The sequence below is a fragment of the Bacillus sp. AC266 genome, assembly GCF_979253805.1.
The window spans coordinates 184,150-192,690 of the sequence record NZ_CEEDEC010000009.1 but is presented as its reverse complement, the minus strand read 5'-3'; the positions used below and the strand labels follow the sequence as shown (position 1 = coordinate 192,690).

General features: G+C 34.6%; 7 protein-coding genes. 3 read left to right on the top strand and 4 right to left on the bottom strand.

What is annotated here, in order from left to right:
- Positions 1–401 precede the first annotated feature (401 nt).
- Positions 402–848, top strand: a complete 447-nt coding sequence (locus AC0IXC_RS26860) for a MarR family winged helix-turn-helix transcriptional regulator (protein WP_000817662.1) — start codon at positions 402–404, stop codon at positions 846–848.
- A 32-nt stretch (positions 849–880) separates the two neighbouring features.
- Positions 881–1,825: an acetyl-CoA carboxylase carboxyltransferase subunit alpha gene (locus AC0IXC_RS26855; RefSeq protein WP_098655030.1), complete on the top strand. Its 945-nt coding sequence runs from the start codon at positions 881–883 to the stop codon at positions 1,823–1,825.
- Positions 1,826–2,183: 358 nt separating this feature from the next.
- On the opposite strand, the gene gmtX is transcribed toward AC0IXC_RS26855, so the two are convergent.
- From gmtX to AC0IXC_RS26840, 3 genes are all read right to left on the bottom strand, one after another.
- Complete coding sequence (gmtX, locus tag AC0IXC_RS26850; protein ID WP_255220550.1) at positions 2,184–2,705, bottom strand: gamma-mobile-trio protein GmtX; 522 nt, start codon at positions 2,703–2,705, stop codon at positions 2,184–2,186.
- On the bottom strand, positions 2,668–4,101 hold the full coding sequence (gene gmtY, locus AC0IXC_RS26845; protein ID WP_471653587.1) for a gamma-mobile-trio recombinase GmtY: 1,434 nt from the start codon (positions 4,099–4,101) through the stop codon (positions 2,668–2,670). The genes gmtX and gmtY overlap by 38 nt, the downstream gene beginning before the upstream one ends.
- 184 nt (positions 4,102–4,285) lie before the next feature.
- Positions 4,286–4,684, bottom strand: a complete 399-nt coding sequence (locus AC0IXC_RS26840; protein WP_002033617.1) for a DUF2871 family protein — start codon at positions 4,682–4,684, stop codon at positions 4,286–4,288.
- Positions 4,685–4,938: 254 nt separating this feature from the next.
- Here AC0IXC_RS26840 and AC0IXC_RS26835 point away from each other — a divergent pair, with 254 nt between their 5' ends.
- Positions 4,939–5,442: a GNAT family N-acetyltransferase gene (locus AC0IXC_RS26835; RefSeq protein ID WP_002033615.1), complete on the top strand. Its 504-nt coding sequence runs from the start codon at positions 4,939–4,941 to the stop codon at positions 5,440–5,442.
- 34 nt (positions 5,443–5,476) lie between these two features.
- On the opposite strand, the gene colA is transcribed toward AC0IXC_RS26835, so the two are convergent.
- Positions 5,477–8,392, bottom strand: coding sequence for a collagenase ColA (gene colA / locus AC0IXC_RS26830; RefSeq protein ID WP_215590035.1), 2,916 nt, complete (start codon positions 8,390–8,392; stop codon positions 5,477–5,479).
- Between the last annotated feature and the right edge of the window lie 149 nt (positions 8,393–8,541).

The following is an 8,541-nucleotide window of genomic DNA, read 5'->3' as shown; positions in this document are numbered from 1 at the left end:
CTTTTTTATCACTTGCTAGTTTTGAAACAAGGATTATTTCTTACCTAGTAAATTACTTGGTTAACTTGATGGGCATGTGGTGCTACCCCATGCCCATCAACTTAAGAATTTAGAACTCCCCCAAAAAATTATGAGTTTTTTGTTACAAGTTATCACAAAATTTTCGTTTTTTGGGTAGTTTTATTTTCTTAGCTTGATTGCGATGAGCGGTACCCCATAAAGGCCCCTGATACATAATTGATGTTCTGCCATTTGTAGAAAACAATCCACTTATACCATTTTAACAAGAAGAAATATCTCGTCCATGTTGTAATATTGGCTTACGTTAAGCTTGTGAAAAAAACATATTCATGTATAATACAATTGATGTATGATACATTAGTTGTAGGAGGGTGACCTATTTGAAAAGAGAAGATGCCTTAAAACTAAGAACAGATATTAAGAAAATGATTATAATAACTGGGGTTTTTGAATCTCAAAATTTGCCCAATGGACCATTTGAAAAACCTTTACCAACTTCTCAAATGATGGCGTTAGAGGAACTAGAGGTGGAAAAATTAACTGTTTGGCAACTATCCAATAAACTTAGATTAGAGACTTCAACTGTAAGTAGATTGGTAGATAAGTTAGTAAAAAAGGGGCTTATTTATCGTGAAGTAAATGAAAAAAATAGAAGAGAACTTTTTCTGCATCTCACAGAAAAAGGTCACATAACTGTTAATTGCTTAAGAGAGCAATCCATTACATTTTATCAAAGTATTCTCAATAATTTATCAGAATCAGAACAAAAAATAGTTGTGGATGGTTTTGAATTATTTATTGATTCTATTTCTAAGCCTTTTGATTAGAGTGAGGTAAATCATAACATTTGGAGGGTAAAATGAGTTTGGATTTTGAACGTCCTATTATTGAATTAAAAGAGAAATTTGATGAATTAAAGAAAATTATGAAAGAAAATAATGTAGATTTATCGCCAGAAATTCATGTATTAGAAAAACGTTTAAATAAAATGCAAGATAAAATTTATTCTAATATTACACCTTTTCAACGAGTTCAAATTGCAAGGCTACGTAACCGGCCCACGACATTGGACTATATACCTTTATTGTTTACAAACTTTCTCGAACTTCATGGTGATCGATTATATGGTGATGATAAAGCAATGATAGGTGGTATTGCAAAATTTAAAGGGATACCCGTTACGGTTATTGGTCATCAAAGAGGTAGAAATACAAAGGAAAATATAGAAAGAAATTTTGGAATGGCACATCCAGAAGGTTATAGAAAAGCGCTAAGACTTATGAAACAAGCTGATAAATTTAATCGCCCTATTATTACATTTATTGATACAATAGGCGCCTATCCAGGGAAAGGGTCTGAAGAACGTGGAATTTCTGAAGCGATAGCTCGAAATCTATTTGAAATGGCTACACTTAAAGTGCCAATTGTTTGTATTGTAATTGGAGAGGCATCAAGTGGTGGAGCTCTTGGCATTAGTGTCGGTAACCATATCCATATGTTAGAGTATTCATGGTACTCGGTAATTTCGCCAGAAGGAGCAGCATCTATCCTATGGAAGGACGCTAAGTATGCTCCAGAAGCTGCTGAACATATGAAAATTTCAGCAAAAGATTTAAAACATTTAGGAATTATTGATGAAATCATTCCTGAAATTAAAGGTGGAGCACAAAATGATATAAAATCACAGGCAAAAGTGATTGAATCTGTAATCGAATCATCTCTAAAAAAATTGATACTATTATCCTCGGAAGAGCTTATACAACAGCGGTATGAAAAGTATAGACAAATAGAGAATTATAAATGAAAATATTTAAAGTCCGTATTACATTTCGGAGGATTCTCGCAAAAAAATTCTAAATATTTTGTAAACAACCTCTTAAACTGGGATATGCTGATACTATTACTCTACAAAAGGTGTGTGATCGGTATGGAAAAGGAAAATTTGTTCAAATGGAAGCATTATCACATACCCATCAACTTAAGAAATTGATTGTTCCCCAAAACGAAAAAATGAGCTGAATTCTCATAAATAACTGTAAAAAGGTGAAAATTTCGGTATGGGGGTATCTCAAAAGCTTAGGTTGATGGCAATGTGGCGTGACCCCTGTATGTAAAAATACATCCATTAAATCAATCTTTTTTGAGATAATGGATGTATTTTTTTATTTTTCATTAAGAATTTTTTGTATGGCAGTTATATATCCTGCCTTATATACCTGAATGCCGTTTTCTTTTACTCTGCCATATTTATCGGTAGTCCATCCCTGATGGTTCATAAATTCGTTTGATATGGCATTTCTCAGCGCATCTATTTCGGTATCTGTCAGATTATAAGAAGGCTCGACTATAACGACATCCTTATTTTTACTTATATCGTTTATAGGACGCAAATCAATCGTAAAGGTTGTTTGTTCCTTAAGCAGAGAGTTTTCTCTTTTGAGCTTTTTATTCTCTGCCATAAGCATACCAACCAATGCTTTGGTTGGTGGTTCGGAGATACTTGCTAAGATATCATCGTTTACGGTTGTTCTCTTTTCTTTTTTAGGCTTTTTAGTGGTAGTTTTATAGTATTCAGCCCACTTGCTTATCAAAACCCTGTAATCCTCGGCATTTTTGTTTCTAAGTGCTTGTTCACTTGGACCGCCATCATCTGCTATCAGTCTGCATTGGAAGTACACAACCATTATCCAAAGATGCAGTGGCATTATTTAGTGAAGCTGTAACATCTGCAACTGTTGGCTCTGTGTATACGTTCTGAGACTCTATGGATTTGTGGTGCATGGCAATTTGTTTGATGCCGTCAGGTATATTGGCATTTTTAAGTCTTTGACCATATGCGTGTCTATGTCCGTGTGGAGTAGTGCCATCTTTCTTTCCGACTGTCAAACCAATCTTTTCAACCGCTTTTTCGTGAGACTCCCTCTGAGTCCTAAGTGGCATCATTTCTCCTAGTGTTTTAGGCGAATGTGAGACAAAGGCAAATGGGTGAGTATCCTTAATTCCATCTCTTAACCTTTTTGCCATATACATTTTCCATACATACATAAAGATGTATCCCCATTCCTTTGACAACCAGTAAACATGCATGTATTTATCTTCATCGTTATCAAGTCTTGGCTCTTTCCACCCTGCAAATCGTTTGTCCTGTGCGGAATACATATTGCGTGGAAGTAAACCATATTTTAACAGCAGATAGCTTTCTCTGTCTGTTATATATTTACCAGTAGTAGGGTTCTTGAAATCCTGCGGGGCTCTTCCTTCGCTTGGATGATAGATTCGTACCACAGCAAGATTTGGGTCTTCATGGTCAAGGAATACGTCCTGTACCCATAAATGAAATACTTCACTATGCCTAAGTCCACCGCCATGCATCAGTATAGTAATGGCAATATCACGCCAGTTATAACGGTCAACAAGGTCTAATTCATAGTTCTTTCTTGTATTCTTAAACCCTTCCCATAGGAGCTCATGTATTTTATTTTCGGGGAAGGCTTTTGTATCTCCTTTTGATGAGTATGGTTTTCTTCTTCTAACAGCATTGCGAGCTAACTTTGCAGTTTCAGAGATTTCATGAACATCATTTAAATGTCCTAGAAATGAGTTCTGACTTTTGTTTATCTGTGCCATCCAGTTAAGTCGTTCTTCGTATCTTGTGGCTTTTCTCCAAGGGTTTAATTGAACAGCTCCATATTCTTCATATAACCAATCTGATAACCCATTTAAAGCAGATAAAAGCATATTTGCTGTTTCAACTCTTTTAGGTAACCAATAAAGCCCCGAAGGGTCTAAACCTTCTTCATTTATTGTTCCTGAATAAACAGACTCCGTAAATGTATCAAAGAATTCTTTTGGAGAAGAATAATATTTCTGATTAGCTTCCATATAATCAAGCAATAGTCCAACAGCTTGTACTAACTTCTTATGCCAAGTTCTGCTTTTACTGCGATTCTTTATTTGATATCTGTGTAATTGTTCAAAAAGCGTTGTCTCTCCATTATACTCAACTAGAAGAGTAGGAAAGTCTATACTCCTTCCTGTATTATCCCTATATGTTTTTGAAGATACCTGAACATATCTCATATATAACCTCCTATATATCCTCCTATACCTATATTTTGATTATTATATTACATATAATACCGTAGATATTTAAATGTAACTACAATAAAAAAGGCACTACATCATTAAAATGTAATACCTTTTTAGTAGTTTGATTATAAATATTTTACCCTAGATAATATTCCCTACAAGTTCTTTTTTAAAACTATATTTTAGACGATTTTTTCAATAAAATCATAAACCAAACTAAAGTAAATGCCATCATAGAATGAGAGAACCCTACAATATAAGTTAACCCTTTAAAGTCCGCTCCATTTAGTTGAAGAAGTCCTCTCGCTGCCAGCGATCCTAACATTAAAGTTAATGCGATATTATGTAAAATAAACCAGTTATTAAATCCTTTCACTTCATGAAACGCGAATACTTTCGCTAATCCTAAAGCAATTAAAAAGAAGAAAAAGCCAAGTACTAACGTATGCGTATGCAAAAGATTTAATAAAGTAGAGCCTAAAATCCCTTTATATTTCCCATACTCCCTAGCAAATATTCCTGACAATAAACCGATAATCAAATAAGTAAACGATGCATTATATAATTTCTTCATTATGTACCTCCTTGAGTAGAATGTGTAATGTGTCATATTTAGTAATAATGATAGTTATATAGTAAAAACTCCTAGTTTCCTAGGAGTCATTGTATAAGTATCTCACTCTTTACAATCAATCCTAATTATAAAATATCCTTTTATACAAAACAATCGAACTTTATGTGAACAGTAACTCTCAATTAAAATAACTTGCACTTTTATTTCGCACAATCCATACTAATTGTTATAACTTTTAAAGGTGGTGCAATAGATTGATAGTTCTTGAAACTGAAAGACTCACTCTTCGCTGGCTCGATGTAAAAGATGCTCCGTTTATTCTTGAATTAGTAAATGATCCTGCATGGATTCAATTTATTGGTGATAAAGGCATTAAAAACTTAGAAGATGCAAAAAAATACATCTTAAACGGACCCGTCGATATGTACAATAAAATGGGCTTTGGTCTTTACTTAGTTGAACGAAAAGAAGATCTCACTCCACTTGGTATGTGCGGCCTTATTAAAAGAGATTCATTAGAAGATGTTGATATCGGCTTTGCTTTTTTAGAAAAATTCCGTTCAAAAGGGTACGGCTATGAATCAGCTGCTGCAGTAATCGAATACGGTGTACAAAAGCTCGGACTGAAACGAATTGTAGCAATTACTTCTATAGATAATGTTGCTTCAGGCACGCTGTTAGAAAAAGCAGGATTGCGATTCGAAAAAATAATTTCAGACTCAGGAGAAAATCTAAAATTATTCGGGTATAACGCATAACAAAAAAGGTCGCCATTCATGGCGACCCTTTTTTTCACTTCACTTCTACCGTATAATTCCCTGTTCCACCACCATACTGGTATACATGTAAATAGTACTTCCCTGGATACGTATAGTAACTACCTACTAATTTATTTCCTTGTTGCTGTGCATACGTAACATAATTATTTAAATCTGCTTCTGAATAAAGAACCCAGTTTACTCCGATATTATTTTCCTTCGTTACATTAATTTGAAGGTTTTTCGCAGTTTCTACATTTATTTCAAAGTAATCACTCGTATCACCGTTTCCTAAACTAGCACGTAAAACTTGATTTAACTGCAGTTTATTTGCCGTTTGGAATGAATTATTTGGCTCTTTTTCTACACTGTTATCTTCTTTCTTTTGAACCGTTACACTTGTTGTAGCAGTATTAGTTAACCCTTTATCGTCTGTTACTGTTAATTTCGCTGTATACGTCCCTTCTTTTGTATAAACGTGAGTTGGATTTTGTTCATTACTTACAGTACCATCACCAAGCTCCCATTTATAAGAAATAATTTTCCCATCTTCATCTTTTGATCCATCGCTTTTAAACGAGATCGCTTCATTCGTATGTCCGCTATACGGACCATTTATAACCGCGACCGGCGCTTTATTCACTGCACCTTCTTCTGTATTAATACCGTGGAACACAACATCATATTCAAATTGCCCTGATGCATTCACACGATAATTCACAAAGTATGCTGTTACAGTTTTATAGCCTGTCCATTCTTTTGCACTTAAACGTTTTAACGTATCATTAACGTTTTGCGTAATTGTTTTCCAGTCTTCATTTTCTCCTTTTGCAGCAGTACCTGTATACGTTCCTTGCAGTGTAAATGTATTAAAGAATTGTGATTTATTTTTCTTTACTGATACATTACTTAATTTTGCTTCCGCTGTAATTTCTGCGGCAATATCTGAAACTGGTTTCGGTGCATGAGTTGCTAAATAATCATCTGACACTAACGGAACATTATATTTCTCACGGTTGTCTACTAACATTTGCATATAGTCTTGATACTCTTTATTTAAATTCGCATCTTTACTTAAAGCAGAGCGATATGCATCATATGCTGTTACATCATTTTTCCTAATAAGATCATGAACTTTATCAAACATATCGTATCTCTTATTGTACATATACGATTGTAAAGCAAAGGAATAATTATAGAAATCCCACGTTCCATACTTTGCATTTAACGTTCGCTCTGCGGTATAACGTTCTGCTGGATTCGAAGATAGTCCTCCTATAATACTCTTTCTTGGAACGACGTTGTCCGTTCTCGTTGCACCTGCAAAAAACTCAGCATTCCCTTCTTCAAACCAAGATAATCTCTCATTCTCATACATCTTACCTTGTCCCCAAAGTCCTGGCACTTCATATCTACCTTGTAAATAATGCGTGAATTCATGTCGGAACAATTCTTCTAAACTATAAATACTTTCTTCTGGCGTACGTTCATAAGTAAAGAACGTACCTGTTCCTTCTATATAAAGACCGCCGTTATTCGTTTCATACCCGTACAATTGACGATTAAATTGATATTCAGCCGGGCTATTATAAATAACCATCGTTAATACATCATCTGGATTTCCTTTTTCTAACGGTTGGTCACTTTCAACCGTACGATGGAATTGTGCCTTCACTTCTTTTGCTGCCCAATATAAACGTTTAACTTTCTCCTCAGTCACTTTATCTCCCGCTTTTAAAACAATTGCACCATCATCAAACGTATACGTTTTCGGCAAATACTTTTTCTTCCCATCTTCTCGTATTTGATCTAAATTTACAACGTTATCGTTTGCATCTTTCCCGCCATAATTCGTCGTAATTTGCTCAGCTGCTACGAAATATTGCTCACCTAAATAAGGATAGATTTTCATCGCATCTGTTACAACTTGTAATCCTTTTGTCCCTGTACTATGGAATGTGCCGAGTCTACCTGTATAATAAATCCCATTATTAATAAGCCATCCGTTTTTCTCTGTAATCGTTCCCATTAACGCGAATCTACTTAATTCATTAATATAGCTATCTATTTTTTGGTACCATACTGTATCTTTCGGTGCTTTTCTCGTATCGTACAAATACGATTGAATATCGTAATCAACACCTTGCATAATATCGTAAATCGCATTTCCAGCTGAAAGATTATCTACCAATGTAGAAAAATTATCATTATATTGCTTAAAAATCTTTGCAGCCGATGTTATCGTTTCCACATCACTCGAAGCATTTCCTATTAATTTCCCATATGATGATACAACTTTATTTTGTTCTAACGTACCGAGTTTGAAATTTGGATTGTTCGCAATCGTTTTTAATGCAGGTAAGCACTTGTCATGATAGCTACGTTCATTTAGTTTACTTAATTCTGTATTATAAAACCCTAAATAAAACCCTGATCGCAAAACTTCCACTAATGTCTCAATCCCTTTTGAATCGTCTTGCGTATAAGCCTGTCCTTGCTGCTTCAATTTATCAATAATTGCCTGCATCCTACTATCATTTTGATAGAATGCAAGACTGTCCTTATTAAACTGAAATAGCCCCGTAATTTGCTCCCAATCGATTGTTACAAGTAAATCTACTAATTGTTGATTGCTTAATTGATTTAATTCAGCAATTGTATAAGTTTTTGCTACAGCTAATTGCTTACTTTCCTTTTTTACTTCAGGCGGTCTTTGCGATAAATCAGCAAATTGTAGCCTTTTCTCAAAAGACTTGCTTTCTAATACTTTCGATGAATGAGCTAATTCTTCCACGGGCAGTTGTACACCAACCGGCTCCATTTTTAGCACATTTCGATATGAAACTTGCTCTCCCTTAGTATCTTCCGCCAATATGCTTCCTTGAAAACTCCCTAACATTAAACTAGCAAAACTTACCCCTACTAAAACTTTTTTTGAATAGCCTTTCATGCTCTCCCCTACCTTACATTTTTTAGTGTCCCGCTCCATTATTTTACTATTCTGACTATTTATTCTGTATTGAGAAAAAAGAAGGGAACGTTCACACATGTATCCATTCAAAGCGAAATTAACACTTGACTTCACATGTGATTTATGTC

Coding starts and splice junctions, on each gene's coding strand:
- AC0IXC_RS26855 (WP_098655030.1), top strand. CDS start 881: ATGAGTTTGGATTTTGAACGTCCTATTATTGAATTAAAAGAGAAATTT.
- gmtX (WP_255220550.1), bottom strand. CDS start 2,705: ATGGTTGTGTACTTCCAATGCAGACTGATAGCAGATGATGGCGGTCCA.
- gmtY (WP_471653587.1), bottom strand. CDS start 4,101: ATGAGATATGTTCAGGTATCTTCAAAAACATATAGGGATAATACAGGA.
- AC0IXC_RS26840 (WP_002033617.1), bottom strand. CDS start 4,684: ATGAAGAAATTATATAATGCATCGTTTACTTATTTGATTATCGGTTTA.
- colA (WP_215590035.1), bottom strand. CDS start 8,392: ATGAAAGGCTATTCAAAAAAAGTTTTAGTAGGGGTAAGTTTTGCTAGT.